The organism is Mesorhizobium sp. KR2-14 (genome assembly GCF_040049255.1).
GTDB lineage: Bacteria > Pseudomonadota > Alphaproteobacteria > Rhizobiales > Rhizobiaceae > Pseudaminobacter.
Genome location: NZ_JBDZDR010000002.1, coordinates 77,909 through 104,485 on the forward strand (window position 1 = coordinate 77,909; position 26,577 = coordinate 104,485).

27 protein-coding genes are annotated in these 26,577 nt (G+C 63.1%); 10 read left to right on the top strand and 17 right to left on the bottom strand.

Annotation, left to right across the window (positions count from 1 at the left end):
• Positions 1-575: 575 nt before the first annotated feature.
• From ABLE86_RS04900 to ABLE86_RS04930, 7 genes are all read right to left on the bottom strand, one after another.
• A complete protein-coding gene (locus ABLE86_RS04900) occupies positions 576-2,105 on the bottom strand; it encodes an ATP-dependent helicase (RefSeq protein WP_348777816.1) in 1,530 nt (509 codons plus the stop codon).
• Positions 2,102-3,868: an AAA family ATPase gene (locus ABLE86_RS04905; RefSeq protein WP_348777817.1), complete on the bottom strand. Its 1,767-nt coding sequence runs from the start codon at positions 3,866-3,868 to the stop codon at positions 2,102-2,104. Before ABLE86_RS04905 ends, ABLE86_RS04900 begins: the two co-directional genes overlap by 4 nt.
• A gap of 486 nt (positions 3,869-4,354) precedes the next feature.
• On the bottom strand, positions 4,355-5,143 hold the full coding sequence (locus ABLE86_RS04910) for an ATP-dependent Zn protease (protein WP_348777818.1): 789 nt from the start codon (positions 5,141-5,143) through the stop codon (positions 4,355-4,357).
• 63 nt (positions 5,144-5,206) lie between these two features.
• Positions 5,207-7,045 carry an ATP-binding protein gene (locus tag ABLE86_RS04915; protein ID WP_348777819.1) on the bottom strand — a complete coding sequence of 613 codons (1,839 nt, stop codon included), beginning with the start codon at positions 7,043-7,045 and terminating at the stop codon, positions 5,207-5,209.
• The gene (locus ABLE86_RS04920; protein WP_348777820.1) at positions 7,002-7,364 is read right to left on the bottom strand and encodes a DUF6634 family protein; all 363 of its coding nucleotides are present in this window, start codon (positions 7,362-7,364) and stop codon (positions 7,002-7,004) included. The genes ABLE86_RS04915 and ABLE86_RS04920 overlap by 44 nt, the downstream gene beginning before the upstream one ends.
• A 1,047-nt stretch (positions 7,365-8,411) precedes the next feature.
• The gene (gene gyrB, locus ABLE86_RS04925; protein ID WP_348777821.1) at positions 8,412-10,859 is read right to left on the bottom strand and encodes a DNA topoisomerase (ATP-hydrolyzing) subunit B; all 2,448 of its coding nucleotides are present in this window, start codon (positions 10,857-10,859) and stop codon (positions 8,412-8,414) included.
• A gap of 469 nt (positions 10,860-11,328) precedes the next feature.
• Positions 11,329-11,916: an NAD(P)H-dependent oxidoreductase gene (locus ABLE86_RS04930; RefSeq protein ID WP_348777822.1), complete on the bottom strand. Its 588-nt coding sequence runs from the start codon at positions 11,914-11,916 to the stop codon at positions 11,329-11,331.
• A gap of 198 nt (positions 11,917-12,114) precedes the next feature.
• Between ABLE86_RS04930 and ABLE86_RS04935 the strand changes: the two genes are divergently transcribed.
• Complete coding sequence (locus tag ABLE86_RS04935) at positions 12,115-13,488, top strand: cytochrome P450 (RefSeq protein WP_348777823.1); 1,374 nt, start codon at positions 12,115-12,117, stop codon at positions 13,486-13,488.
• Positions 13,489-13,618: 130 nt separating this feature from the next.
• Here ABLE86_RS04935 and ABLE86_RS04940 read toward each other — a convergent pair whose 3' ends face one another.
• From ABLE86_RS04940 to rph, 8 genes are all read right to left on the bottom strand, one after another.
• Positions 13,619-13,849 carry a DUF3297 family protein gene (locus ABLE86_RS04940; protein WP_348777824.1) on the bottom strand — a complete coding sequence of 77 codons (231 nt, stop codon included), beginning with the start codon at positions 13,847-13,849 and terminating at the stop codon, positions 13,619-13,621.
• A 103-nt stretch (positions 13,850-13,952) separates the two neighbouring features.
• Positions 13,953-14,324, bottom strand: coding sequence for a YraN family protein (locus tag ABLE86_RS04945; RefSeq protein ID WP_348777825.1), 372 nt, complete (start codon positions 14,322-14,324; stop codon positions 13,953-13,955).
• Positions 14,317-15,216: a 16S rRNA (cytidine(1402)-2'-O)-methyltransferase gene (gene rsmI / locus ABLE86_RS04950; RefSeq protein ID WP_348777826.1), complete on the bottom strand. Its 900-nt coding sequence runs from the start codon at positions 15,214-15,216 to the stop codon at positions 14,317-14,319. Before rsmI ends, ABLE86_RS04945 begins: the two co-directional genes overlap by 8 nt.
• An 86-nt stretch (positions 15,217-15,302) precedes the next feature.
• Complete coding sequence (locus ABLE86_RS04955; protein WP_348777827.1) at positions 15,303-15,737, bottom strand: EamA family transporter; 435 nt, start codon at positions 15,735-15,737, stop codon at positions 15,303-15,305.
• 509 nt (positions 15,738-16,246) lie between these two features.
• A complete protein-coding gene (hemW, locus tag ABLE86_RS04960) occupies positions 16,247-17,401 on the bottom strand; it encodes a radical SAM family heme chaperone HemW (RefSeq protein WP_348777828.1) in 1,155 nt (384 codons plus the stop codon).
• Positions 17,402-17,412: 11 nt separating this feature from the next.
• Complete coding sequence (gene rdgB / locus ABLE86_RS04965; RefSeq protein WP_348777829.1) at positions 17,413-18,060, bottom strand: RdgB/HAM1 family non-canonical purine NTP pyrophosphatase; 648 nt, start codon at positions 18,058-18,060, stop codon at positions 17,413-17,415.
• On the bottom strand, positions 18,061-18,471 hold the full coding sequence (locus tag ABLE86_RS04970; protein WP_348777830.1) for a VOC family protein: 411 nt from the start codon (positions 18,469-18,471) through the stop codon (positions 18,061-18,063). It abuts the gene before it with no gap.
• Positions 18,472-18,478: 7 nt separating this feature from the next.
• Complete coding sequence (rph, locus tag ABLE86_RS04975; protein ID WP_348777831.1) at positions 18,479-19,195, bottom strand: ribonuclease PH; 717 nt, start codon at positions 19,193-19,195, stop codon at positions 18,479-18,481.
• 145 nt (positions 19,196-19,340) lie between these two features.
• On the opposite strand from rph, the gene hrcA reads away from it, so the two are divergent.
• From hrcA to ABLE86_RS05005, 6 genes are all read left to right on the top strand, one after another.
• Positions 19,341-20,411 (top strand): heat-inducible transcriptional repressor HrcA, encoded by a 1,071-nt coding sequence (hrcA, locus tag ABLE86_RS04980; protein ID WP_348777832.1) that lies wholly within the window; start codon positions 19,341-19,343, stop codon positions 20,409-20,411.
• Positions 20,412-20,590: 179 nt separating this feature from the next.
• Entirely contained in the window at positions 20,591-21,430 is an 840-nt protein-coding gene (locus tag ABLE86_RS04985; protein WP_348777833.1) for a DUF2189 domain-containing protein, read from the top strand.
• A gap of 17 nt (positions 21,431-21,447) precedes the next feature.
• Positions 21,448-21,645, top strand: coding sequence for a hypothetical protein (locus ABLE86_RS04990; protein WP_348777834.1), 198 nt, complete (start codon positions 21,448-21,450; stop codon positions 21,643-21,645).
• Positions 21,646-21,740: 95 nt separating this feature from the next.
• Positions 21,741-22,355, top strand: a complete 615-nt coding sequence (locus tag ABLE86_RS04995; RefSeq protein ID WP_348777835.1) for a LysE family translocator — start codon at positions 21,741-21,743, stop codon at positions 22,353-22,355.
• 161 nt (positions 22,356-22,516) lie between these two features.
• A complete protein-coding gene (cysK, locus tag ABLE86_RS05000; RefSeq protein ID WP_348777836.1) occupies positions 22,517-23,497 on the top strand; it encodes a cysteine synthase A in 981 nt (326 codons plus the stop codon).
• Positions 23,498-23,624: 127 nt separating this feature from the next.
• Positions 23,625-24,245: a glutathione S-transferase family protein gene (locus tag ABLE86_RS05005; RefSeq protein WP_348777837.1), complete on the top strand. Its 621-nt coding sequence runs from the start codon at positions 23,625-23,627 to the stop codon at positions 24,243-24,245.
• Between the two features lie 198 nt (positions 24,246-24,443).
• Here ABLE86_RS05005 and ABLE86_RS05010 read toward each other — a convergent pair whose 3' ends face one another.
• Positions 24,444-24,620: a hypothetical protein gene (locus tag ABLE86_RS05010; protein ID WP_348777838.1), complete on the bottom strand. Its 177-nt coding sequence runs from the start codon at positions 24,618-24,620 to the stop codon at positions 24,444-24,446.
• A gap of 231 nt (positions 24,621-24,851) precedes the next feature.
• Positions 24,852-25,532 carry a winged helix-turn-helix domain-containing protein gene (locus tag ABLE86_RS05015; RefSeq protein WP_348777839.1) on the bottom strand — a complete coding sequence of 227 codons (681 nt, stop codon included), beginning with the start codon at positions 25,530-25,532 and terminating at the stop codon, positions 24,852-24,854.
• A 41-nt stretch (positions 25,533-25,573) separates the two neighbouring features.
• Between ABLE86_RS05015 and ABLE86_RS05020 the strand changes: the two genes are divergently transcribed.
• The 3 genes from ABLE86_RS05020 (at position 25,574) to ABLE86_RS05030 (ending at position 26,566) form a co-directional block, all read left to right on the top strand.
• The gene (locus tag ABLE86_RS05020) at positions 25,574-25,804 is read left to right on the top strand and encodes a DUF1127 domain-containing protein (protein WP_348777840.1); all 231 of its coding nucleotides are present in this window, start codon (positions 25,574-25,576) and stop codon (positions 25,802-25,804) included.
• A gap of 88 nt (positions 25,805-25,892) precedes the next feature.
• Positions 25,893-26,225 (top strand): NIPSNAP family protein, encoded by a 333-nt coding sequence (locus ABLE86_RS05025; protein ID WP_348777841.1) that lies wholly within the window; start codon positions 25,893-25,895, stop codon positions 26,223-26,225.
• Positions 26,222-26,566: an antibiotic biosynthesis monooxygenase gene (locus ABLE86_RS05030; protein ID WP_348777842.1), complete on the top strand. Its 345-nt coding sequence runs from the start codon at positions 26,222-26,224 to the stop codon at positions 26,564-26,566. Before ABLE86_RS05025 ends, ABLE86_RS05030 begins: the two co-directional genes overlap by 4 nt.
• Positions 26,567-26,577 lie beyond the last annotated feature (11 nt).

The window sequence follows — 26,577 nt, forward strand, 5'->3', positions numbered from 1 at the left end:
TTCGGCCGATTCGATTGAGGATAAGTGAGCCGAAAGGCACAAGGGTTTACAATAAGCGAGGCCATGCAGGAAGCTGCGGACTCCATAAACGCGAGCCCGCTTGGAAAGATATCGGTTTCCGCGCCTAAGAGCCGAACAGCCCCCGTAGAGCCGCGCACGCTGAAGCAGGCTGTCGGGTCTGTACTTGGCGCAACGGTCCATTCAGGGTCGCAGAAACCCGATCCCGGTCCCGTTTCTAGGCCAAAGAAGAAGCTTCATTCCTCAGCACCTGGCTCCGGTGGGTCCGGAGGAAGCGCCAATGAATATGAACGAGCGAGGGAACGTGGCAGTGATTACATCCTCGCGCTCGTTTCAGGGCTTGAAACCGGACAGAAAGATGAAGTCCGACTGATATCGCATCCGGCAAACTGCGCTACCGTGCGACCGTCCAACGGCGTGAGACTGGTTGGCCTGCTTGATGCTCCCGCCGTAGTTATTCACTTTCAGGCTGTGGAAGGATCAGAAGATGGTCAGACTGATCCGCGTGGCTAACTGTCCTTCCGCCACCGGCATAGTGCCATCTGAGCAGAGGTCTGTTACGGGATTACGATCAGGGGCGTTGGATTCCGATCGGACACCACAAGGACCACTTCCGATGTTGCCCGGCTTAGGGCGACATAAAGCAGATTTCGCCTTGTTTGCCGTTCCGTAAACTCAACGCCATCAAGCGCGAACAGGCTCACTCTGTGCGCTTCAAGGCCCTTCGCCTTGTGTATCGTGCTCAGGGATTTTGCTGGTGGCGATGGGTAGGCTCTTGCACGACGCTGAGAGAGTTCCAGAAGGCCTGCCGCAGGATCATCGAATTCGCCAAGACGGATAAGGTCTGCCAGTTGTGAGGGATAGTCTATTTGCAGATCGGTGAAGCCTTTTGAGCGATTGCGGATCAGATCCCGCAGATACGCTGCCGCAGCGGAGCATCCTTTACAGTCTGGTGAGTTGCGTAACAGCAGCGCCATGGATTTGAGATGGGGCGGAATATCGCCTCGTGGGCTAGCTGTAGGGTTTTGAACTTCCGCAGCAAGCCTATTGGCGTACGCGCTGTTGGAAAATCGTGAAATCACGGTCTGAACAAAGTCAACTAACGCCTGCGTAACGGTGACAGCTGTAGCAGAATCAGACGTCGCGCTTACGACGAGCCTGTCAAGCTCGTCGCGCCCCAGACCTTCCCAGATAGCAATCCGCCGCCTGAAAGATCGACGAAGGGCATCCACGATGTCGGCTGCCTTCGCCAGGAAGAAAGCAGGCTGCGGCGCGTCGACTAAGCCATCAATCTGGGTCCAATTCTGTGGAGCAAGCTGATATGGCTGACCACGCACAGCATCATTTTCCGCGCGGATGATCCGCAAGCCCCTTGGCAGCGGATCTGGCAGAGTTACGGGCCGCCCATTTTTCAGGTCGTCTCTTGCCTGAAGAATCCAGTCCCCCAGTGCGGGATTTGTTTTTGCCCAGCGGTGCGGCGTTTCAAGTTCGCCGAAATTTGCGCCTGCAAGTGTTTTCAGGTCGTCCCAGCGTTTACGGACTTCTGCTTCCACGGCATCCTGCGTTCGCCCGCCAGGGATACACTGCATCGGATCGCCGAATATCCGCAGAGCAGCCCCGCTGTTTCCAAGGCAGTGAACGATCCTGTCCTGATGGATGCTGGCGTCCTGATGTTCGTCACAGATGACTACCGGGTAGTTCATGGCAATCCAGAGACAGATGGACGGATTTGCATCAAGGAAATCTGCTACCTTTTCGGCGAGTTTTTCGTGCGAATTCTCCCGTATCCATTGAGAAACATCCGAAGGAAGCGACAGCGCAAGGTGGTAGGCGGTCGCGACCTGATGGATCAGGGAATCCAGCGTCCGGATGTTGACGCTGCGACGACAGTCCCGTGTGGCCTTGGCCACTACCGAACAGGCCGCATGGGTATGGGTGAGGATAAGGACCTTACCCTGCTTCAGATGACGCCCTGCATAAGCGGCATACTGCGCCGCCTGGTAGGTCTTGCCGCATCCGGCTGGGGCCTCGATGACGACAAGGGCTGCATCTGATCGAAGGAGTGCGGCAACTTCTTCATCGGTCATGGCAGATCAATGACGGAAAGCTCAGGCTTGCCGGAGGCTCGCAGGACCGCATTGACGAAGGGGCGAAGGGTCGGCTCGACAGCAGACCAGGTGTTGGTCGCTTTCAGATGTTGTAGGAGCTCCCTGCCACCACTTCCATCAGCCTTTTTGAACCAGGTGCGGGCATGTTTTTTCCATTCCTTCGCAATGGCTTTGTCATCGGTCCCGTCACAGTTTCCAGTCGCAGCCTCGATAATGATCTGCTTCAGACCTACACCCTTGGCGGTCGCAGTCGCAGTTAAAGTCGCGAAGGATTTATCCGTGGCCCCAAGTCGATCCTGAACGCTTTTCAGACGGTAAGGCTCCGGGTCGCCGTCAGCATCCCTGAACAGGTTTTCAAGGTAGTCATCCGGCATTAGTGCGAGGATATATTCTTCGGTGCAGCCTGAAGCCCAGCGAAACAGGCAATCATTCATTTTCGTTTTCAGATCAGTCCAGGTCTGGCCGCTATCACCTTCATCATCCGCGAAGGCAGCCACTTTCAGCCCTGCGCCCACCAGTTGCTTGAGAAGATTGCGGAGCTGCTGATTGCCCTGTGCCAGACAGACGCGCGTTCCTGCATCCAGTGGATTTCCTGCGAACGCGATGCGCAGAAGTTCCTGCACAAGTCCCTGCTCGGTCTCGCCTTCGGTGAGCACCGGAAGTCTGGCAAGAAACGTTTCCGGATCACGTTCCTGCTGGCTTTTGATTTTGTCCCTGTCTAGCCTGCCAATATGGCCTTCGAGGTCCAGGAACCAGAGCTGCGCTTTCAGGGCAGCGGCGATAGCCACCGGGCTATGGGTGGTTACGAAGGCCTGCATCGGTGATTTTTCCAGCGACGAGATGAACTGCCTGAGGCGGTAAGGCTCAAGTCCGCGTTCGATTTCATCAATCGTTATGAGGCTGGCCTCGTCCTTCTGGGCGGCAGCAACGTGCATTGCCACCATGCGGCGTGTGCCCGTGCCCCAGCTGGTAAGGGGCAGGGAAACCGCCCTGCGTTTTGCAAAGAGTCCCACAAGGGAACCAATGGTGACACCCTGACTGCCGGTCAGACCGATGGAGAGGTCCGAAGGAAGTGCGGCCTCGTCAAGATTCTGGTCAAGCGTCTTGAGGGCAGCTTTACCTTCAGCCCCCACCTGGTCATGCAGGGAAATTTTGGCGATTTCACTGGATATCCTTGCCCGCAGACTGTCGTCCGATATCAGCCGGTCGAGCGCAGATCCAAAGACCAGCCGCAGGTCACGGTCACTTTTGTCTTCTGCCCCAAGACGGACCAGACCGATCTGTCTTCGCAGTGAAACAGGGAACGACTCTCTGGTGCCGTCCGGCTGAATGATTTCCCATGCAAGGTCAAAGTCGGGTGTCGCAGTAACAGACACCCTGAAAAAATGCTCTGTCACGGGGTCCGACTGATCGTCCGCGTCTGGCTGGACAGCGTCTTCACCATCCCACTTCCATGGCCAGTAAATTTTGCCGCCTGCTGAAAAGACGGCACCATCGGAAACACTGACGACGGCTTCGATCTCAAAGCCCCTGTCGTAGTCCCTGTCATGAAAGTCGGACTCGACCAGTGCATTCGAGTTTGAGGGGCTGAACAGCAGTCCAATCGCTTCAAGTATGGTTGTCTTGCCGCAGTCGCCACCGCCCAGAATGACATTCATTCCAGGGTCGGGATTCCATTTCAGGTCTTCGAGTCCACGAAACCGCATTATCAGAAGACGTCTGATGCAGATTTTGCCAGCCAATGATCTTTCCCCCGCAAAACAATTAGCATTAACGCGAGAATTACAATAGCTATGAGGCGATATCCTCGATCAGGTGGGTGGCGGCACACAGAATGGCCCGAGCACTTCATCGCCTATCCGCCCCCCTTACCCACGATAGACCACGCTTTTGCCCTCACTCGGCTGGAGACCGACCGTCTCCATCCCACGCAGATTGGCCAACTTAACGATCACAGACCCAATGTCGGCTTTCAGACAATGGCCAGGGCGCTCTGCGCCAACTCCCGCCGCTTCCCACGCCCAGCAGGATAAAACCAACGCCGGAACGAACTCAAAACTGGATAAATTCTGGGGGCAACGTCACCCGGAACCGATGAACGCTGCCACACCTGACTCGCATAAGGATCCCCGAGGGAGCCTTAAGTCGCAAATGTTATCAAATCCGAGGGTAAATTCAGGATTGTTTTCATTTCCAACCGCGTCGGGATTCTTAAGTGGCGTGGGTCGCTAACGCTGACCACGCGCTGGCACAGGATTGTCTGCGATGCAGTTTCTGACCTCCTGGATGGCTGCTTCCAGCGTCTCGCCCTCCAACGTCTCCTCCTCCAGAAGGCGGTCCGCCAGATACTCGATTGCCCTTCGCTGCCAGAGGACGAGGATGCGTGCGTGCTCGGAAGCACGTTTGACACGCCGATGGACTGGCTCTGCGAGCGTCGGGTTGAGGGCCAGCACTGCATGCGGGTCGTCAACCTTGCGATACAGCAGGGGGTGCTCGGCCCCGAAACCGAGTGTCATCTCCAGGTCGCAGGCCAGGCGGGTGGCTTGCGCGAGGTCACTGTCGTAGGCTCCTCCCGCGGCCGTGGATGTAACCCCGCATAACTCTTCCTCGGCCGCGCGCCCGGCGAGCTTGATGATGAGCAAACAGGTAAGCGCTTCCTCAGTTAGGACATCTTGGAAGTCTTCGAGGGACCCGGCTACGTATGCAGCTCCGTTCGCGCCATTGATGGTGAGCAGATTGATCGATCCCACGTCCAAATGGATCTGCGCGACCGCGTGCCCTGCCTCGTGATGGGCAAGAAGAAACTTTAGGTCATCCGACTTTGGTGGCTTTCGCTGCAGCAACGCCTCATCGATGTCGGCCATGGTGATGTTCCGCTTCTCGCGACGCGCTGTTCGGCGCGCCTCGTTGACGAGCGAGGCGATCTCGGCCCCGCTCATGCCCGTCGTCTGGCGCGCGAGTTTGCGCAGGACCTGGTCTGTGATGCTTGATGTCCTGTCAGTCGGGTCGATTGCCATGATTATTGTCTCTCTTCGCGTCTCGCTGGTCTGTCTTGCTGCGCCGCTCGGCCGCGCCTTTGGTCAAGGGCTCTCACTCGGCAGCCCTGGCGCGCTGGTCACCACGGCGTCGAGATCGTCACCGAGATGATGGCGAAGGATGCCCGTCAGCGCGGCGGTGTCGGGCAGACCGACCTCGATGTGAGGCATCAACCGTCCGGCTCGCAGGAGCGCTGGATCGATGTGCGCGGGTCGGTTGGTCGCCCCGACCACAATGACGCCGTTCAGGCTTGTGACGCCATCAAGGATCTCCAGGAGTGTGTTGACGAGCGCATTCCAATAATCTGCATGGTCCCGGCTGGGGTCTAGCCGGGCTCCGATGCCGTCGATTTCGTCAATGAACAGGATGGCGGGACCGGATGATTGGGCTTCCTCGAAGGCCTTGTTCATGCGGCTGATGACATCGCCGAGATGACCCGGCCGCAGCCACGTGCTCACCGACGTGCAAAACAACGGCAGTTGCAGCGAGTTGCACAGCGCGCGGGCAAAGAAGGTCTTCCCCGTTCCCGGCGGCCCCGACAGCAGGATCTTTGAGGGCAGCTCGTTCCAACTCAGGTCTTCGGCCCGCCAGTCTTCCAGATCGCTTTTCAGGTTCGTCGCCCAGACGGCGGCGTCTCCGTATCCTGATAGGGTCTCTATGCTCGGGACGCGGCTGTGCTGAGTCGGCTCGGTCATCGGTTCTGGCATGAACTTTTCGCTGCCAGAGCCAACAGCTTCGCCGCGCTTGTCTTTCTTCCCGGACGCGGTCCGCCGATCGGCGGACCCGGATTGCGCGTGATCGTTCTGCTTGTCCGCGGCGAGCTCCTTCAGCAGCGTTGCCGCCCGGCGCGGGGTGTTTCCCGGTCGCATGGCCACGGCCACGTCAACCAGGTCGAGGCCTGAGCAGTCGACCGCGGCCAGCGCGTCATCGGGCAGATCGCCGAGGATAGCCGTGATCGTGTCGCGCAGCAGCTCGGGCGTGAGCGGACCGCAGTTCAGGCGCAAGTCGGCGGCGATGACGAATTTGGGCGGCAACACACCGGCGGACTCGCCGACACACAGGATTGGGCGGTTGCGAACCGCCGCCTTCATCGTCCAGGAGTCGAGATGGGCAGGCGCACAGTCGTTTCCCTGGAAGCAGGTGATGCGCCGCTGGTTCTTGCCGTTGAGGTTTGCTTTCAATTCGCCGCGATCAAAGGATTCGTAGCCGTTCGAGCGCACCACCGCGCCAGTCAGAATGAAGCCGCGGTCGAGCAATGCGACGAACTGCTCCTCAAAGCCCTTGACCGGACACGTGATCGAGATGATCGGGCGCGGTCGCCTGAGAATGGCGAGCACATCGGCCAAAGCCGCGTTTTCGCGTGCGACCGCCTTGGCAACCAGCAGCAGGGTGACCAGCTCAGCTGCGTCTGGTGGGGCGGCGCACTGCCGGACCAGCCGCAACAGATCCGCCCGCGACATCAATTGCGGGACAATACCGAGGTGGGTTTGTGGCTTTTCGCTTGTTTGTTTTTTGCTGATTGCAGACTTGCCACCGGAGAATTTCGTCAGCGGATATCTGTCCTCCTGAATGAGGTATTCGCCATCCTCGACGACAAAATTGCCGGTCCGGTTAGCGCTATTTTTGGCTGGGTTCCCAAGAACGCGCCGAATTTCAGGTTCTGTCTTTCCTGCGGCCGCCGGACCGGGCTGAAACACGGCACCTGACAAACCATCATGCGAAAACGTGCTCGAAACCAGCATTTCGCGATCGAGTGCTGCGATAACTGCTTCCCCGGTTTTCGCGTGCCACAGCCGTTTGAGAGAATGCGAATAAAGCCGTTTATACACGGCATGGCCATTATCGGCGCTGGTCATCAGAAACACTGCGTATTTCTTGGTCACGCGGTGCGAGCCGATACCAACGAGAAAGCGTCCGCGCCCAGCCAAGCTGCGGTGAAAATGCGATTATTTCGGACGTGGTAATTTCACGTCGAGCACCAGGTATCTTGGGGTGGCCTGTCACCAGCCCTTCGAGACAAGGCACCGTCCGCACACCCAGACGCCATTCTTCGAGAATTGGCGCTCCCGGGTTTTCGTGAATATTCGGCCATTTTCCTCGGGCCAGCTTTTCGAGATCGTCCACCAAATATTGGAAGCGCAGCAATTTCCGAAGGTTATCGTCGGAGGCGATTTCGATATTCGGGCCAAATCGGAGCATCATTTCAGACCTGTCGGATTAGTTGAGCAGCGGAGGCCATGAGGGAATCGGTCGCCTCGGCTTTCCAAATCGTGGCGCAGAGCGAAGGAGCCGCGATAAGTCGTGCAGCCAACTCCGCGATTTCCGAAGCCTGATTATCAGGGTCAAAAATTCCGTATCGAATCACTTTCGAATCCTTTGCAGCCGTGACCAGGGATTGCCGGGGGGGCCAGTGCAGGACCCCAATTCTACGATTCTTAGCATTATGTCCAATAATTTTAGCGTAATGCTAAAAAATATCGACGGGATAGCAAATCCTTGACTTTGCCCAAGGACCGCCGGTTTCCTGAAAAAATGTCGGCCATCTACACGAGAGAATTGCTGCGCGCCGCTCGGATTGCGCTGAAAATGAGCCACGAGGAACTGGCCGCTCGTTCACGCGTGAGCAGACCCACTCTGACAAAAATTGAACTTACCGCGGAGAACGTCGGGACCCGCTCAATTGAGAAAGTCCAAGGGGCATTAGAGGATGCTGGGATAACGTTCTTGCCCCCTGAACAGGGTCTTGGCCCAGGGTTTAGAATTCCAGAAAGGCCTGGGGTTCAGCAGCCCGCTGCCAGGAAATGACGTAAATCGAAACGTTGGCTGTACGTTCTATCGGCCACTTTGCAAAAATACTGCAACTGCACGAGAAACGCGCTGGCTCATGCTGGAATGAGCGGGACGTGTGGTCTCGCCGTTGCACAGGGCGCGCCAGAGGCCGCAGCGTTCGTCGGGAGCCCGAGGTGACTTGTGGGGGCGGCTCTACACCAAGCGGCGACCCGTCCTCGTTTGCACCATCATCGCCGTCCCCGGCTGTACCGTTCTTTCATCATCCAAAAGATACGCCTGCTGCAGAAGTCCTGGTGGGCGAATGGAGGAGGAGCCTTGTCCGACAGAGGGGCGTCAATGCCCCTCTGCTATCTGGTGATTTTGAATTGCGTCGCCAGTGAGACTGACCACGGCGACAATATTTTCGCCTTTTTGCGGTGTGTTTCCCGTTTATTGTGAGAATGTGCACGGGCAGGTGGGTTACACGTCCAGGTTTGCCACCGACAGCGCGTTGTCCTGGATGAACTCGCGGCGTGGCTCCACCTCGTCGCCCATCAGCCGTGCGAACAGGGCGTCGGCGTCGGTCGCGTCGGAGATCTTGACCTGCAGCAGCGAGCGCACGTTCGGGTCCAGCGTGGTCTCCCAAAGCTGCTCGGCGTTCATCTCGCCAAGGCCCTTGTAGCGCTGCATGGTCAGGCCCTTGCGGCCGGTGGCGAAGATGGTGTCGAGCAGCGCCATCGGCCCCGAGATCGCCTCGGAAGTCTCCTTGCGGCGCAGCACCGGCACGGTGCCGTAGACCTCTCCGAGGCGGCCGGCAAAGCGGTCGAGCGCGCGCGCGTCGGCCGAATGCAGCAGCCCCATGTCGAGAAAGGCGGATTCCTTCACGCCGCGCACGGTACGCTCGAGGATGTAGCCGCCGGGGCCCTCGTTAGAGGTCGCGGTGCGGCCATGCCAGCCGCGCTCGGTGTCTTCCGCGATGGCGTCCAGAAGAGTGGCGATGGTCTCGGCCATTTCGTTTGCCCGGCCGAGATCGTCGAGGATGGCCGGATCGAGCGCGCCGGCGATCGCCGCCTGTTCCACGATGCTGCGCGAATAGCGCGTGTGCAAGCCATTGAGCAGCCCGCGCACGGCAAGCGCATCGTCCACCACGGCGCGCAGGTCCTGGCCGGCGCGCACTTCGCCGGAGCCGAGCGTCAGCGAAGCCTCCTCAAGCCCGGTGCCGATGAGGAATTCCTCCAAGGCGGTCTCGTTCTTGAGATATTGCGAGCTCTTGCCACGCGAGACCTTATAGAGCGGCGGCTGCGCGATATAGAGGTGGCCGCGCTCGATCAGCTCCGGCATCTGCCTGAAGAAGAAGGTGAGCAGCAGCGTGCGGATGTGGGCGCCGTCGACGTCGGCGTCGGTCATGATGATGATCTTGTGGTAGCGCAGCTTGTCGGCGTTGAACTCGTCCTTGCCGATGGAGGTGCCCAGCGCCGTGATCAGCGTGCCGATCATGTCGGACGACAGCATGCGGTCGAAGCGGGCGCGCTCCACATTGAGGATCTTGCCGCGCAGCGGCAGGATCGCCTGGTTCTGGCGCGAGCGCCCGCCCTTGGCCGAGCCGCCTGCCGAGTCACCTTCGACGATGAAGAGTTCGGACTTGGCCGGGTCGCGCTCCTGGCAGTCGGCGAGCTTGCCGGGCAGCGAGGTGATGTCGAGCACGCCCTTGCGACGCGTCAGCTCGCGCGCCTTGCGGGCGGCCTCGCGCGCGGCGGCAGCTTCAACCACCTTGGCGATGAGGATCTTCGCTTCCGAAGGATGCTCCTCGAACCAGGTGCCGAGCGCCTCGTTGACCAGGCTTTCGACCACCGGCCGCACCTCGGAGGAAACCAGCTTGTCCTTGGTCTGCGAGGAGAATTTCGGGTCCGGCACCTTGACCGAAAGCACCGCCGTCAGGCCCTCACGGCTGTCATCGCCCGTGATCGAGACCTTTTCCTTCTTGGAGATGCCGGAGGTCTCGGCATAGCTGGTCACCTGGCGGGTCAGCGCGCCGCGGAAGCCGGCCAGATGGGTGCCGCCGTCGCGCTGCGGGATGTTGTTGGTGAAGCACAGCACGTTCTCGTGATAGCTGTCGTTCCACCACATGGCCACTTCCACCGTGATGCCGTCGCGCTCGGCGCGGATGGCGATGGGCGAGGGGATCAGCGGCTTCTTGGCGCGGTCGAGATACTTCACGAAGGCTTCGAGCCCGCCCTGGTAGAGCAGTTCCTGGCTCTTCACATCGGCGTGTCGCTTGTCGGTCAGCATGATGCGGACGCCGGAGTTCAGGAAGGCGAGCTCGCGCAGCCGGTGTTCCAGCGTCGAAAAGTCGAACTGGACCATGGTGAAGGTTTCGGGCGAGGGCAGGAACGACACTTCCGTTCCGGTTTCAGTGCCCGCATCGCCGGTAACGGCCAGCGGCGCATCGGCCACGCCATGAGTGAACTTCATCTCGTGGATCTTGCCACCGCGGCGGATCTTCAGCTTCAGCCAGATCGACAGCGCGTTGACCACCGACACGCCGACGCCGTGCAGGCCGCCCGAGACCTTGTAGGAGTTCTGGTCGAACTTACCGCCGGCGTGCAGCTGCGTCATGATGACTTCCGCCGCCGAGACGCCTTCGGAAGGGTGCAGGTCGGTCGGAATGCCGCGGCCGTTGTCGGTCACCGTGCAGGACCCGTCGGGATTGAGCGTGACGGTGACGAGCGTGGCGTGGCCCGCCAGCGCCTCGTCGATGGCGTTGTCGACCACTTCATACACCATGTGGTGCAGGCCCGAGCCGTCGTCGGTGTCGCCAATATACATGCCGGGCCGCTTGCGCACCGCGTCCAGGCCCTTGAGGACCTTGATGGAATCGGCACCATATTCAGGCTGCGCACCGGCCTGGTTCTCGGTCGTATCGCTCATGAAGTGCTTTCGTCTCTCTGTCGCGGGACAGGTACGCGCGAAGCCCCTCGAATCGCGCACCCGATTATAATCAAGATATAGGGGTTCCCAGCCATTTTTCCAAGTTTTACAAGGATTTTGCGGGGGAAATTGGGCGCTTTACGGGATCGTTTCACCGGGCTTCACGCAGCCGTCGAACGTCGCGTTCGCTGCGCAGCAAGTCCGCCTTCGCGGCGATCACTTTTGCCAGCATCTCACTGGCGACGCGGAGGAGCGAATCAGACCCGGAGCGGGGCCGGGAATGAGGGCAACGCCTCGCAGCGCGCCGGGTCGGGCGCGGGCGCAGTGGCCGCCGCGGGCAGGGCCGCAAAGGCCGGATTTTGCTGCGGCCCAGCAGTCCGGGTAGGGAAATGCGGGCATGAGCCGGTTTCCCGCCATTCGCCCTGCCTGGGTGCAGACAGGGCGAATTCTTGCTGGTCACGCCTGCGGGTCAGGCGGCGGCCGCCGCCTGCTTGGCCGGGCGCAGCGCCTTCAGCGCGCCGGTCCAGCGGTCCAGCTCGTCCAGCATGGTCGTGGCGCTGGCGAGAATGAGGTCGTTCGGCTTGAACTCGCCATCGACCAGCAGTTGCGGATAGTTCGGCACCGGCACGCCTTCGGGAATTGGCACCACCTTCTGGACCATCAGCAGCGGCTTGGCCGATTCGACCGCGCGAAGACCGCCCGAAACGCCGCCGTAGCTCAGGAAGCCGGCCGGCTTGTAGCGCCACTCGGCCGACAGATAGGTGATGGCATTCACCAGCGGCGCCGGGATGAAGTAGTTGTATTCCGGCGTCACGAACACGAAGGCGTCGCCCTCGGCGATCGTCTGCGCCCAGCGCTTGGTGTGCTCGTTCTCGTACTGGCCGAGGCGCGGGTGCTTCGGCTCGTCGAACAGCGGTAGCTCGAACTCGGCGATGTCCACCAGCACCGGCTCGAACTTGCCGTGCTCGCGCGCGAAACCGGCAAACCATTTTGCGAAGACCGGGCCGACGCGGCCTGGCCGGGTGCTGCCGATGATGATGTGGAGCTTATGTGTCAAAGTCGTATTCCCTATGCAATCCAGTCACCAAAGGTGACTTAGGGAGGAAATGGGCCTATCCCGCCCGGAAGGCAAGCGAGCACCATCGGCCCTCGGCGGGAATTTGCCGGTGACGCTGCGTTCATCCTTTGCGGGACAGTCTTCGTTTCTGTGGACGCGCGGCCGCGCCCCGCCTACATAAGCCGGACGGAGGACACGATGGATACCGCGCCCGCTCCCTTCATTCCGCCCGCGCCAAAACCCCGCAGCACGCCGCCCTCGACGCTGCAGATGATCCGCATCGTCTACCGCAACCCGCTCGAACTGTGGGGCGAGCCTTCCTACAACGAGCCGTGGATTTCGGTGTCCGGCATCGGCGGGCCGCTGGTGATCGCCAACGATCCCGGGCTGATCCGCCACGTGCTGGTGGACAATGCGAAGAACTACAAGATGGCGGCGGTGCGCCAGAAGATCCTGCGGCCGATCCTGCGCGACGGGCTTCTGACCGCCGAGGGCGAGGTGTGGAGGCGCTCGCGCAAGGCCATGGCGCCGGTGTTCACGCCGCGCCACATCTTCGGCTTCGCGCAGCCCATGCTGAAGCGCACGCTGGAATTCGTCGAGCGCTACGAGGGCGAGACCGGCACGGTCGACATCGCCCGCGACATGACCACGCTGACCTACGAAATCCTCGCCGAAACGCTGTTTTCCGGCGAGATCGCCGGCGAGCCGGGGAGTTTCGGGCGCCAGGTCGACCATCTGTTCGAGACCATGGGCCGGGTCGATCCGCTCGACCTCTTGCGCGCGCCCGACTGGCTGCCGCGCATAACCCGCATTCGCGGCTGCAAGACCATGGCCTATTTCCGGAAAATCGTGTCCGACACGATGACCATGCGCAAGGAGAGGCTGGCGCGCGAGCCCGACACCGCGCCGCAGGATTTCCTGACGCTGCTGTTGCGCGCCGAGGGGCCGGACGGGCTGACGCGCGCCGAGATCGAGGACAACATCATCACCTTCATCGGCGCCGGGCACGAAACCACCGCACGCGCGCTCGGCTGGACACTCTATTGCCTGGCGGAGGCGCCGTGGGAACGCGCGCCGATCGAACAAGAAATCGATGCGGTGCTGGCGCGCCAGCCCGACCCGACCAAGTGGCTCGATGCCATGCCGCTGGCGCGTGCGGCCTTCGAGGAGGCGTTGCGGCTTTATCCGCCGGCACCCTCGATCAACCGCGAGCCGATCGAGCCCGAATATTACCGCGACCTCTATATTCCGCCCAAGGCGGCGGTGCTGGTGATGCCCTGGACGGTGCACCGCCACCGCAAGCTGTGGGACCAGCCGGATGCCTTCATGCCGTCGCGATTCCATCCCGGCAACCGCGAGAAGATCGACCGCTATCAGTATCTGCCGTTCGGCGCCGGTCCGCGTGTCTGCATCGGCGCCAGCTTTGCCATGCAGGAGGCGATCATCGCGCTTGCCATCCTGCTATCGCGCTTCCGCTTCGACACGGTGGCGGAGACGAAGCCATGGCCGGTGCAGAAGCTGACCACCCAGCCGCAGGGCGGCCTGCCGATGCGGGTGACGCGGCGAGGGTAGGGAAGCCAATCTCCAGCGTTGCATAAAGGGCGGCTGCATTGCGGCCGGCTGATCTCCCCCCTTGTGGGGGAGATGTCCGGCAGGACAGAGGGGGTGCGAAGGAACACGGCCTCTCTGCAGTTGCCGACGCTCAGGCGCGCAGGAAAGGCTCAACCGTACCCTTGAGCTTGATGGTGATCGGTTGGCCGAAGCGGTCCTTGGACTTGCCGGCAGGCACGCGGATCCAGCCCTCGCTGACGCAATATTCGCTGACATCCTCGCGCTCGCGTCCGTTGAACAGGATGCCGACGCCGCGTTCCAGCACTTCGTCGTTGAAGAAGGGGCTGCGCGGGTCGATGCTCAGCCGGTCGGGAAGGGTCATTGCTTTCTCCAGTAATCCTTGGCGCGATGCGGACGCGATTGCCCGCGTCGCAAGCTTTGCGAGGCCTGTTAAGGGCATCGGCCGTCAGCGTAAAGCCCCACGCTCAATTCCGCCCCTGGAATGCATTCTCCACATGCACCGGCCAGCGACGCGGAAGCACCGCCACCAGGTCGAAGCGCACGGAAAGCCGGCCGTAATCCGGCTGGCGCGACAGCCAGAGATCGGCCGCGCCCTCGATGCGGCGTTCCGAGCCGTAGGCCACTGCCTCCATGGCTTCGGCAAGGGTGGGGCGCACCTTCACCTCTACGATCAGCACGAGGTCGCCGCGCCGGGCGATGAGGTCGATCTCGCCGAGTTTTGTCCGGTAGCGCCGCGCCACGATGCGGTAGCCTTTCAGCATCAGCGCGAGTGCCGCAAGCCATTCGCCGCGGTGTCCGCGCCTATAGGCCTTGCGTCGCGCCAGCGTATCAGCCACCGCCACCTTCCTTGAGTTCGAGCAGGCGGCGATAGAGCGCGGGCTTTTGACCGCCGGTCATGCGCGCGGCCTCGGCCGCCGCCTTGGAGGCCGGCATCTCGGCCGCAAGCGAAAGCAGCAGGCGGTCGACGTCCTCGGCCTCGGTGGCCTTAGCAATCGGCGGCCCGACGCAGATGACGATCTCGCCCTTGGGCGTCGGCGCCTCGGCATAATGTGCGGCAAGTGCTGCCAGCGTGCCGGTTCGCATCTCCTCGAAGGTCTTGGTGAGTTCGCGGCCGATCGCGGCCGGCCGGTCGCCATAGACATCGGCCATGTCGACCAGCGTGTCGGCTAGCCGGCGCGGCGATTCGAAGAAGATCAGCGTTGCCGGCACGGCGGAAAGTTCGGACAGCCGGGTGCGCTTCTGGCCGTCCTTCACCGGCAGGAAGCCGGCAAACATGAAGGCGTCCGAAGGCAGGCCCGAGGCGGTCAGTGCCGCCAGCACGGCGGACGGGCCGGGGATCGGCACCACTCGGATGCCGCGTTCCAGCGCCTGTTCCACCAGCCGGTAGCCCGGGTCGGAGACGAGCGGCGTGCCGGCATCCGAGACAAGCGCCACGCTTCTGCCCGCCTCCAGCGCCTCGATCAGTCGTGGACCGGCCTCGGCCGCATTGTGCTCGTGATAGGGCGTCGGGCGCTGGCGGACGCCGTAACGGTCGAGCAGCACGCGGGTGACGCGCGTGTCCTCGCAGGCAAGCACGTCGGCCCCGGCCAGGGTTTCCAGCGCGCGCAAAGTTATGTCGCCGAGATTGCCGATGGGCGTGGCGACGAGATAGAGCGCTACCTCCAGCGGCCGGGCGGCGACTTCCGTCTGCCCGATCATAAAACTCTTCCTGCCGCTGTCCGTCGTCACGCTGCCTTCTCCTTGGTCGCCCTCTTTCGCATGGGCGGCCGTGCGTTGCAAAAGACGTTTCGCGCCGTTCCTGAAAATCGGGGCAGTCAGACACGGTAGGCGACCAGCACCGCACCGGCGGCAATCAGCGCGATGCCGAGCCAGTTGGCGCTGGTCAGCCGCTCGCCCAGAAAGACCACGCCGAACACCGCGACAAGAACCACGCTGAGCTTATCGATGGGAGCCACCTGCGCGGCCTGCCCAAGCTTCAGCGCGCGGAAGTAGCAGAGCCACGAAGCGCCCGTCGCGCACCCGGACAGGATCAGGAAGGTATATGTCTTCGTGGAGATCGACCCGAGCGCCTGCGCCTGTCCCGTGGCGACCACGATGCCGGCCGTCACCAGCAGGATGACGATGGTGCGGATCAGCGTGGCGAAGTCGGAGTTGACGTTTTCAACGCCGACCTTGGCGAAGATGGCGGTGAGTGCTGCGAAGGCGGCCGACAGCACCGCCCAGAACTGCCAGGATGAGTAGATGGTCATGGGCTGATTTCTCCGCCGGGACGTTGGTGCAAAGGCTGTAGCATTTTGGGGGAGAGGTGGAAAACGGATGGGTTGACGGACGTTTACGGCTGGCGGGTATATCGCTTGCACCGCTGGCTCGTTGTTGCTGGAGAGGCATGGATTCCCGACACTCTCCGCTCACTCCGTTCGCTCACGAGGTCGGGAATGACGGCTGGAGTATCGTGCCGCCTCTCGGCCGGACGGAGGACACTCCCGGCAGGGACGTAGCGGGCTACCGGCGAGGCGACGCCGAGCCGGAGGCGGCCACCGACGTCCATGCGTGAAACGCAATCAGTTCGAAGCTCGGCAAGAGCCGGGTTTCACGCCGAGCGAGAGCATTGGTGCGCGGAAGCTCTCAACGCCGTCATTCCCGACCTCGTGAGCGAGTGAAACGAGCGGAGAGTGTCGGGAATCCATGCCTCGACATACTCGCCGCCGCTACAGATCAGAAGATTTTTTGCGCCTAGAGCATTGGCGCAGCCGGCCTCTCACCGCGCCAGGTCGGCCACCACCGCATCCAGCACGATCATGCCCGAAGGGGTGGCGCGAAGGCGCGAATTGCCGACGGGCTCTATGAGCCCTTCGTCCCGCAATATCGACACGCGCGCCGGAGACAATTCCCGCCCCGAAAGCGCCTCGTAGCGCACGAGGTCGATGCCTTCGACGAGCCGCAGGCCCATCAGCAGGAATTCGTCGGCTTCCTCCGAACGGGTCAGTATCTCGCCGCCGGTGACGCCGTGGCCCTTGGTCTCGACCAGCTCGAGCCAGGTCTCGGGCATCTTTTCGGCAATGGTCACCACGCGCCGCCCATCCTCCACGAAGCGGCCGTGCGCGCCGGGGCCGACGCCGACATATTCGCCGTAGCGCCAGTAGATCAGGTTGTGCCGGCTTTCCGCGCCGGGCCGGGCGTGGTTGGAGATTTCGTGGGCAGGCAGCCCGTGCGCGGCCGTAACCTCCTGCGTGATCGCATAGAGCTCGGCCGCCTGGTCGGCGTCCGGCAGTTCGAACTTGTGCGCCTCATGGAGCGCATGGAAGCGCGTGCCTTCCTCGATGGTGAGCTGGTAGAGCGAGAGGTGGTCGACGGCATGGCCAATCGCCTGCTTCAGCTCGGCCGCCCAGGCCTGCGGCGTCTGGCCGGGCCGGGCATAGATCAGGTCGAAGGACAGGCGCGGGAATGTTTCGCGCGCCAGCGCGATGGCCTGCAACGCTTCCTCGACACTGTGCAGCCGGCCAAGGAAGCGCAGGTCGGCGTCGTTCAGTGCCTGAACGCCCAGCGAAACGCGATTGACCCCGGCGGCGCGATAGCCGCGGAAGCGCTCGGCCTCGACGGAGGAGGGGTTGGCCTCCAGCGTTATTTCCACGCCCTGCGGCACGGTCCAGTTGGCGGCGACCGCGTCGAGTACGGCCGCCACCGTCTGCGGCTTCATCAGCGAGGGCGTGCCGCCGCCGAGGAATATGCTGGTCACCTCGCGCGGACCGGTGCGCTGGCGCATCGTCGCCAGTTCGGCCTCGAAGGCGCGGACAAAACGCTCCTGGTCCACCGGCTGGTGGCGGACATGGCTGTTGAAGTCGCAATAGGGGCACTTGGCCGCGCAGAACGGCCAGTGGATGTAGACGCCGAAGCCCGGTTCGCTGCTGGTCAATATCGCGTCCTTCAGGCCGAGCCGAGCATGGCGCGGGCAAATTTCTGGAAGGCGCGGGCGCGGTGCGAAAGCGCCTTGTCCTGGCCCGGCTTCCAGCCGTGCTTTTCCTCGGCCGTCATCTCGCCGAAGGTCTTGTCATGGCCTTCCGGCAAGAAGACGGGATCGTAGCCGAAACCCTTCTCGCCGCGCGGCGGCCAGACCAGTTGGCCTTCGGCCTCGCCACGGAAATATTCGGTGTGACCGTCCGGCCAGGCCACGCAGATGACGGCGACGAAGCGGCCGCTGCGCTGGTCGGACGAAACCGCGCCGGCCTCGTTCATCGCATCTTCCGTGCGCTGCATGGCCATGGCGAAGTCGCGGCTGCCGTCGGGCTTCTCGGCCCAGTTGGCGGTGTAGACGCCCGGCTGCCCGTCGAGCGCATCCACGCACAGGCCGGAATCGTCCGACAGCGCCGGCAGGCCGGTGGCGGTCGCGGCGGCCAGCGCCTTGATCGCGGCGTTCTCCTCAAATGTGGTGCCGGTCTCGTCGGGCTCGGGCAGACCGAACTCCTTGGCCGACTTCGCCTTGAAGCCGAACGGCGCCATCAGGTCGGCGAATTCGCGCAGCTTGCCGTCATTGTGGCTGGCGACGACGATTTCCCGGTCGGTCAGAATGCGCATTCAGATACCCCAGATACGTGGTTCGGCGATCTCCAGCGAATTGCCTGAAGGGTCGCGGAAATAGATGGAACGGCCCCCGTTTGGCCATTCGAAATCGGCTTCGATGGCGACGTTGCTGGCCTGCAGATGGGCCTTCCATCGCGCAATTTCATCGGCGGTGCCCGAAAAGCAGAGGTGGCCCTCACCCACCGTGCCATGCGGCGGCACCGGAAGTTTCGCGTCCGAGGCGGGCGGATGCTGCGTCGCCTCGGCGTTGAACAGCAGGAGCACGCCTTGCCCGCAGCGGAAGAAGACATGCCGGCCCGGCACCTTGGCAATGCGCTCCAGCCCCATCACCTCACCGTAAAACGTCTCCGCCGCGTCGAGGTCGGAGACGTAGAGGGCGCTTTCGAGGATGCCGGAGGGGCGCATTTTTGCCTCAGGCCACCGCCATCTGCTGCAGGCTCACCAGCCGCGAAATACCCTTCTTGGCCAGCGCCATGAGATTGGTGAACTCTTCTTCCGAGAAGGGCGCGCCTTCGGCAGTGCCCTGGATCTCGACGATGCCGCCCTTGCCCGTCATGACGAAATTGGCGTCGGTGCCGGCCGAGGAGTCTTCCAGGTAGTCGAGGTCGAGCACCGGCTGGCCCTCATGGATGCCGCAGGAGATCGCGGCGACATGGTCCTTTAGCACCTTGGCAACCGAGATCATCTGGCGCGCTTCCATCCAGCGCAGGCAGTCGTGCAGCGCCACCCAGCCGCCGGTGATGGCGGCCGTGCGCGTGCCGCCGTCGGCCTGGATGACGTCGCAGTCGACCGTGATCTGCATCTCGCCCAGCGCCTGCAGGTCCACCACGGCGCGCAAGGAGCGGCCGATCAGGCGCTGGATTTCCAGCGTGCGGCCGCCCTGCTTGCCGGCGGCGGCCTCGCGGCGCATGCGTTCGCCGGTGGAGCGCGGCAGCATGCCGTATTCGGCCGTCACCCAGCCCTTGCCGGTGTTGCGCATCCAGCCCGGCACCTTTTCCTCCAGGCTGGCGGTGCACAGCACATGCGTGTCGCCGAATTTGACGAGGCAGGAGCCTTCCGCGTGCTTGGAAACGTTGCGCTCGAACGAGATGGGGCGCATTTCGTCGGGTTGGCGTTTGGAAGGGCGCATGCGGTTCTTTCTTCTTGAGAGCTGTTTTCTGGCCGGCTTGTAGCCTCATGCCGGCCCTAGCGCAAAGGAAAAGCAGCGGCACCGCGGCACGGTTGTGTTCCGGCTGGGTGAATCTATATCTTGATTCCGGAGGTTTGATGAGACCATGACGAAGCCTGTTCTGGATCCAATGTTGCCGTCGCTCGACATGCGTTCGCGCGAGATCTTCCGTCGCATCGTGGAATCCTACCTGAAAGACGGCGAGCCGGTCGGCTCGCGCAATCTGGCGCGCATGCTGCCTTCCAGCCTGTCGCCCGCCACCGTGCGCAACGTCATGAGCGACCTGGAGCAGCTTGGGCTGATCTATGCGCCGCATATTTCCGCCGGCCGCCTGCCCACGCAGCAGGGCCTGCGCTTCTTCGTCGACGCCTTCATGGAGATAGGCGACCTCAGCGAAGAGGAGCGCCGCTCGATCGAGACCCAGCTCAAGGCAGCCGGCAGCGGCGCCACGCTGGAACAGATGCTCATCGACGCCAGCCAGATGCTCTCCGGCCTGTCGCGCGGCGCCGGTCTGGTGCTGGCGAGCAAGAACGAAGTGCCGCTGAAGCACATCGAATTCATCCAGCTCGATCCGCGCCGGGCGCTCGCCATCATGGTTTCGCAGAACGGCGATGTGGAAAACCGCGTCGTCGAGTTGCCCGCCGGCGTCACTGCCTCCCAGCTCATCGAGGCCTCGAACTACCTCAACGCGCATGTGCGCGGCCGCACGCTGGCAGAGGCCAGAAGCGAGATCGGCCGGCTCAAGGAGGAGACGCGCGCCGCGCTGGACGCGCTGTCCCAGGACCTGGTCGAAAAGGGGCTGGCGATATGGGCAGGCGCCGAAACCGGCTTGCCGGCGCGCCTCATCGTGCGTGGCCGCGCCAATCTCCTGGAAAACCTCACCGCCCAGGCCGACATCGAGCTGCTGAAGCATCTGTTCGAAGACCTCGAGACGCAGCAAAGCATGGAGCAGCTTCTCGATCTCGCAGAGGCTGGGTCGGGCGTGCGCATCTTCATCGGTTCGGAAAACAAGCTGTTTTCGCTTTCCGGCTCCTCGCTGGTGGTCGCGCCCTATCGCGACAAGGATGCTCGGGTGGTCGGCGCGCTCGGCGTCATCGGGCCCACCCGGTTGAACTACGCCCGTATCGTGCCGATGGTGGACTACACCGCCCAGCTCATCTCCCGCCTGCTGCGCTAAGGCGGTTCAGGGAAGGCCATCCGCTCCACAGCGGCGTTTGTCGCATCCCTGAAACGTTCGTGAGGCGACAAGAAGCGCCTGAAGGATTATTATCACTGCCGTGCGGGTCACGGTTCGTCGTGGCGAGAGTTCGCGCGCCGGGATGTACCAGTGGCCGCTCCAACAGTGGAGGAACGGCAATGGCAGGTTTCCACGTCATGGCAGGCGCCACCGAAGGCTATGAACGCATCACGGTGCGCAAGATCGGTTTTGCGGATGTGCTCGACGCGCTTCGGCAGGGCGCGCGGGATTTTTGGGAAAAGCCTTCCCACTATGTCTTTCTTTGCGTGATCTACCCGCTTGTTGGCGTTTTCCTGGCGTCATGGACCTCCGGTCGCAACGCGCTGCCGCTGTTGTTTCCGCTGGCATCGGGATTTGCCCTGCTAGGGCCGCTCGCCGCGATCGGCCTCTACGAGATCAGCCGTCGGCGCGAACTGGGCCTTGATGCATCCTGGGGCCATGCGTTCGATGTTAGGCATTCACCGGCGCTGCCATCCATCGTCGCGCTCGGCATCTGGCTTTTCGTGCTCTTCATCGTATGGCTGCTCAGCGCCAAGGCGCTCTATGTTTCGCTGTTCGGGCCCGAAGCGCCGGCCTCGATGCGCGTTTTCTTCAACGAGGTCTTCCGGACTTATGCCGGCCATCAGCTGATCCTGTGGGGAAATCTCATCGGCTTCTGCTTCGCCGTGGTGGCGCTCGCCACGACCGTGATTGCCTTCCCGCTGCTGCTCGATCGCGACGTCGGCGTGGTTTCGGCGGTGGAGACATGCGTGCGCACGATCCTGGTCAATCCGCTCCAGATCCTGTTCTGGGGGCTGATCGTGGCCGTCTGCCTGATCATCGGCTCGCTGCCGTTGTTTGCGGGCCTTGCGGTGGTGATGCCGATCCTCGGCCATGCCACCTGGCATCTCTACCGCAAGGTGATCAGTCCGCGCTCCCGCACGGTGGTATCCTCAGAGAGCTATTCGTCCGTGAGCTGAAGCCTTTGGAGACGCCGATGGCACTGGAAGAACTCAAGGCGCAGATCGGCTATCTCGTTGGCCAGATGGTCGACCGGCCCGAAGACGCACACGAAATCTACGAGCGCATCCGCGAGAAGCTCAACGAACTGCGCGCCATGGGCATGCCGCTGCCGGCCGACCTGGTCGAACTGGAGAAGCAGCTCGACGCCAATTTCGGCACTGCCAACGGCTGAGAGGATCCGGCGGCGGGATACGCGCTGCCGCCGGCAAATGGCGTTGCCGCGCTGGCCCATTTCCAAGGGTGCGGCCGTGTGCGATACGCTGTCCCATGACTCTTGCCGGATTCCTTGCCTATAGCGGCGCGCTCGCCGTTGCCGCCGCCATTCCCGGGCCCGGCGTTACTGCGCTGGTGGCGCGCGCACTCGGTTCCGGTTTCCGCTCGTCGCTCGCCATGTCGCTGGGGCTGATCTGCGGCGACCTTACCTATCTCACTGCGGTGGTACTTGGGCTGGCGCTGGTGGCGCAGACCTTCGGCACCGTGTTCCTGGTCATCAAGTGGCTGGGCGTGGCCTATCTTGCCTATCTTGCCTGGACTTTCTGGCGCAGCGGCATCACGCCCGAGAACGTCGAGGCGCGCAAGGGCAGGGGCGGCATGTTCAGCGCCTTCCTTTCCGGGCTCACCGTCACGCTGGGCAATCCCAAGACGATGATCTTCTATCTCGCGCTGACGCCGACGCTGGTCGACCTGCGCACCATCACGCCCTTCGACTATGGCGTGTTGGCAGTGATCACAATTCTCGTGCTTCTGGTCGTTCTGGTGCCCTATCTGGCGCTGGCGGCCAAGGCGCGCTGGCTGCTCCGAACGCCGCGTGCGCTCAAGGCGCTGAATCGCACCGCCGCGGCCTTTATGGCCGGCGCGGCTGCAGCCATCGCGGCCCGCTGAGAGCAGTCTTTCCGGAACTGCGTTCTCTTTTCTCTCAGTCGTTTGGAATTTCATTCTATGCGGCAGGGCTTTTCTGCATGCCCGCCACTCGGTTTTTGCCGGCTGCCGCCCTATCCTTTGGCAAAGAGAATTTTCAGGCAATCCATAGTGGAGCAGTACCCATGAACAAGCCCGCCCTCAACACGCGCGCGCCCGGGCGCGGCCGCATCTACGGCTCGATTACCGAGACGATCGGCGACACGCCGCTGGTGCGCCTCGACAAGTTCGCCAAGGAGAAGGGCGTGGTGGCCAATCTCCTCGCCAAGCTGGAGTTCTTCAATCCGATCGCCAGCGTCAAGGACCGCATCGGCGTGGCCATGATCGAGGCGCTGGAAGCGGCAGGCAAGATCACCCCCGGCAAGACCACGCTGATCGAGCCGACCTCGGGCAACACCGGCATCGCGCTGGCCTTCACGGCCGCGGCCAAGGGCTATCGCCTGATCCTGACCATGCCGGAAACCATGTCGCTCGAGCGCCGCAAGATGCTGGCGCTGCTGGGCGCCGAACTGGTGCTCACCGAGGGCGCCAAGGGCATGAAGGGTGCGATTGCCAAGGCCGACGAGCTGGCCGCCACCATTCCCGGCGCCATCATCCCGCAGCAGTTCGAAAACCCGGCCAACCCGGAAATCCATCGCCAGACGACGGCCGAGGAAATCTGGAACGACACCCAGGGCGAGGTCGACATACTGGTTTCCGGCATCGGCACCGGCGGCACCATCACCGGTGTCGGCCAGGTGCTGAAGCAGCGCAAGCCCGACGTGAAGGTGGTGGCGGTGGAGCCGGATGCCTCGCCGGTGCTTTCCGGCGGCCAGCCGGGCCCGCACAAGATCCAGGGCATCGGCGCCGGCTTCGCGCCGAAGGTTCTCGACACGTCGATCTATGACGAGATCGTGCGCGTGACCAACGAAGACGCCCTGGCCGATGCACGGTTGGTGGCCCGGCTGGAGGGCGTGCCGGTCGGCATCTCATCGGGCGCGGCGCTGCATGCGGCGGCCATCATCGGCGCGCGGCCGGAAAATGCCGGCAAGAACCTCGTCGTGGTCATCCCCTCCTTCGCCGAGCGCTATCTGTCCACGGCCCTGTTCGAAGGGCTGGGCGGCTAGGAGCCCGGGTCACCGCACCGCTGGACCGCTGAAAAAACCGGTGTGGCGCGGTGGCCGCCCGGTTGAGCGGCGGCTCGATAGCGATCAAATCTCCCCGACCGGCGATCGGCCGGTGGGGAGGAACTTCATGTACAGACTCTATACGCGCCCCGGCAGCGGCGGCTTCGTGGCCGAGGCTGCATTCGCGCTGGCCAATGTGCCCTACGAACGGATCAACGTGGCCAAGTCGGAGGCTGGCGATCCGCAGTTCCTGAAAGTCAGCCCGCTCGGCCAGGTGCCGGCGCTGGCGCTGCCCGAAGGCGGCACGATGACCGAAACCGCAGCCATCTGCATCCTGCTGGGCGAGCGTCATCCGGAAGCGGGCCTCGCGCCCGGCCTAGGCGAGGAGGCGCGCGCCGATTTCCTGCGCTGGATGGCCTTCATGTCCTCCGCGCTCTACCCCGCGATCCTGCGGCTCTATTACGCGCCGCGCTATACGGCCGATCCCGACGGCAAGGCCGCCGTAGAGGCAGCAGCCCAGGCGGAGATCGATCGCGGCCTTGCCATCATCGACCGGTCGCTCGAGGGCCGCGGCTGGCTGGCGGGCGACAGCCTCTCGCTGGCGGATGTCTATCTGCTGATGCTCTATTCCTGGCACCCGCAGCCCGAGAAGGCGCGCGCCGCGCTGCCCAATATCGAGCGGCTGTGCGCCGGGCTGCGGCAGCACCCCGTTCTCGGCGCGCTCAACGCCGATCACGCCATGTGGTGAGATGAAGCGGGGCAGCGGCCACGGCCGCTGCCGAACGGCCATGTCTGGTGGCGTTCGTCGTCGCCGAAAGATTGTTTAGCTGGGATGGGGGCGTTTCGGCAGGCTGCAGCACTGCTGTGGATTGCGCGGGGCTTGGCCGCGCGCGAAAATGGCGGTTAAGCGCCGCAGCGGGCACGGGCGAAGATGCTCCCGTGGCGATCAGAATTCAGGGCGAAGCCGTTCACTGAAAGAAGGCCGTACATTGGGCTTGGCGTTGCGGCGGCGCTCGCAGGCCGGGCCGGGACCGCGCATGTAATGGCGTTCCGGACGGTAGGTCGGAGCGATGAATTCGCGCAGCGCGATTGCGTAGCTGATGATGCGATTCCAGAGAGCCATGTCTAAAAATCCCAGTCCGTCGGAAGCCCCCTTCCGAATGCAGACCAATGATAGCGTGCGGTCGTGAATAGTCCGTGAACGCGTTGTTAATCTTTGCCCGAAAAAGCCTCCAATCATGGCCGAAAAGAGGTGGTTTCGCGCTCTTTCGCCGGCGGTCGGCGGGTGGCGGCCGAGTGTGCCTTTTACGCAACGGAAGGCGGACCGAATTCGGCCCGGGGCCGCAGGAGAAAATCAGGGCAGAAACGACTTCTCAAAGGCGCGTCTGCCGGGCGGAGAAAAGATGATTGCGCGGCTGCCGGCCTCGCGGCGCGCCCATTTCTCGGCAATGATCCTGTCGAAGATCGCCGCCCCCAGCGAGCCCGCCAGATGCGAGCGACGCACGCTCCAGTCCAGGCAGGCCCGGCAGACCGGGCGGCGCGACTTTCCAAGCTGGTCCGGCTCGATGCCGACGGCGCGGAAGAAGGACGGGCCGGCTTCGCCCATGCCGATACGCTCGCCTTCACGGCTCAGGATGTTACGGGCGAGGAAACCGTCGAGCATGGCCACCGCATGGTCGCCGGCGAGGTGGTCGTAGCAGATGCGCGCTTCGCGCATCTTGGCCTCGCGCGGGCCGGGGCGCACCCGCTTTGGCCCGGCAGCGGCCGCCACGCCCATGATCGATTCCAGCATTGCCGCGACTTGCGCATTGGCAAGGCCGTAATAGCGATGGCGGCCTTGCGCGGCGAGCGACAGCAATCCGCCCTCCAGCAGCTTTGAAAGATGCGAGCTTGCCGTCTGCACGGTCACGCCGGCTTCCAGCGCCAGCTCGCTTGCGGTCAGCGCACCGCCCCCCATCAGCGCCGTCAGCATGTTGGCGCGGGCGGGGTCTCCCACCAGGCTGGCGATGCGGGCGATGTCGGGGCTGTTTCGCATGGTTCGATGCTAGTCGAAGCATTCATGTCGGGCAAGCGGCTATGGTCGCCGACATGGACATGAAGACGGACATTGATGACGCGAGCGCCGAGGGCGCATCGCCGGTGGAGAACCGATCAAGGCGCCCGGCATTGCGGCGGCTCTCTGTCTGGTACGAGCGTTGGCGGCGGCGCCGGCACCTCACCGAACTGGACGACCATATCCTGCGCGACATCGGCATTCCTCCGGGCATGGTCGAACGCGAGCGCGCCAAGCCGTTCTGGCGCCGCTGACCAGCCTGACACGAATTCGCCGCCGACGCTTCGTTCCGTATCGAAGCGTGGCCGGCACTCGAAGCATCATTTGTGGAAAGGAGACGATATGAGCATCACCTGCTTCATCCGCTACGAAATCGAGCCGACGGGCAAGGCGGATTTCGAGCGCTATGCGCGCAACTGGGGCCAGGCCATCCCGCGCTGCGGCGCCGACCTGATCGGCTATTTCGCGCCGCACGAGGGCTCGGCCACGACAGCTTACGCGGCCTACACGCTCGACAGCCTCGCGGATTACGAAGCCTATCGGTCGAGGCTTGCCGCCGACCCGCTCGGCCGCGAAAATTATGCCTTCGCGCAGGAGAAAAAATTCATCCGGCGAGAAGACCGCATCTTCCTGAAGCTGGTCTCGGCCCCGCATGCCGCGCCGGTGCGGCCATGATCGCGGTCATCTTCGAGGCCACGCCAGCGGCCGACCGCTATGATGCCTATCTCGGCATCGCCGCCGAACTCAGGCCGCTGCTCGCCGGTGTCGACGGTTTTGTGTCGATCGAACGGTTCCAGAGCCTGTCCGATCCCCGCCGCGTGCTCTCGCTTTCGTTCTGGCGCGACGAGGAGGCGGTGAACGCGTGGCGCAACACCGAGGAGCATCGACAGGCGCAGAAGGCGGGGCGCGCAGGCATATTCGAGGACTACCGGCTGCGCATCGCGCATGTGCTGCGCGACTATGGCATGGCCGAGCGCGGCGAAGCCCCGGCCGACAGCCGAGGCGTGCATGGCTAAGGGGCTTAGGC